Source organism: Candidatus Parvarchaeota archaeon (genome assembly GCA_016866895.1).
Lineage (GTDB): Archaea > Micrarchaeota > Micrarchaeia > Anstonellales > VGKX01 > VGKX01.
Genome location: VGKX01000254.1, coordinates 1 through 1,005 on the forward strand (window position 1 = coordinate 1; position 1,005 = coordinate 1,005).

Here is a 1,005-nt window from a genome sequence, read left to right on the forward strand (position 1 = left end):
CTTTCGGCAAACCTGCTTGCCACCTCGTCCGCAAGCATTGTTCGCTTTTCTATGACATCGGCCCTCTGCTGGTCTATGAAAAGTATCACCGAGACTGCAAAAAGCACAAGGAAAAAGCTCAGGTATGAAATGAACTCTATGGCAGCCTGCCCCCCGCGGCATCTTTCCGCATCTGCTAACCGAATCGCGGCCGATTTGTGTGCATCCATCTCAAAGACCCGTTTGCTCAACGTTAAATACTACTGCGAATACCCGATTTCAACATGGCTTCCTTTTGAAACAATACTTATTGACTTAAGTCCGGACCCAAGGCGCGTGGAGTTGGAAAGTGGCAAATCCCCATCAGTTGTCCTGGCAAATGTATTTTCCACAACATCCACAATTCCCTTGGCAGTCCTAAGCGAAATGGCTATTGTATGGTTGTTAAGCGTAATGTTTTGCATGTTTGGCGGATAATTCACAAGTATAATCCTTCTTGTGCCATTGCCCTGGGCATAAACCTCGCCCGCGGCATTTGCAATCTGCTTTCCAGTAATCCTTGCCTGCCCTATGCTCACGTTCTCTGACGAGACGTTTGAGATTGTTAGGAACAGGAGGACCACTGGGACCATGAAGGCAAGCATGAACCCTACAAGTGTGAGGCTTTCGACACTTATTTGCCCTTTTTTCATGCGGCCACCAATTCAATCACATTTTTGTCTTTGCATTTGGATTATCTTGAGCAGTCTGGCAGGACGCACACAAGGTCTGTCATGTTGAACCTGTCGGACGTGTTGCTGTCAAGCCTGAAATGCCCAATAGGCGAGTCTGCATCATTGCACATCTGGTATGTCTTGCAGCCGCTCATTGCCTTGATCTTTTTTTCAGAAGTGCCAGGTGCTGTGAAGACCGATTTTGCATACTTGCTGTCCTGCCTTGAATATTTGTCGTGCTCAGCCGCCTGCGTGTCGGAAATCCCGCCAGCCCACTGGCCGACAACAAAGCTTTCGATTCCGTATGCGCTTT

2 protein-coding genes are annotated in these 1,005 nt (G+C 48.4%); both read right to left on the reverse strand.

Features of this window, described 5'->3' with window-relative positions; genetic code table 11:
• On the reverse strand, positions 1–209 hold a 209-nt coding region (locus FJZ26_06365; GenBank protein MBM3230029.1), incomplete at its 3' end, for a hypothetical protein.
• 30 nt (positions 210–239) lie between these two features.
• Positions 240–671, reverse strand: a complete 432-nt coding sequence (locus FJZ26_06370; GenBank protein ID MBM3230030.1) for a hypothetical protein — start codon at positions 669–671, stop codon at positions 240–242.
• Positions 672–1,005: the final 334 nt, after the last annotated feature.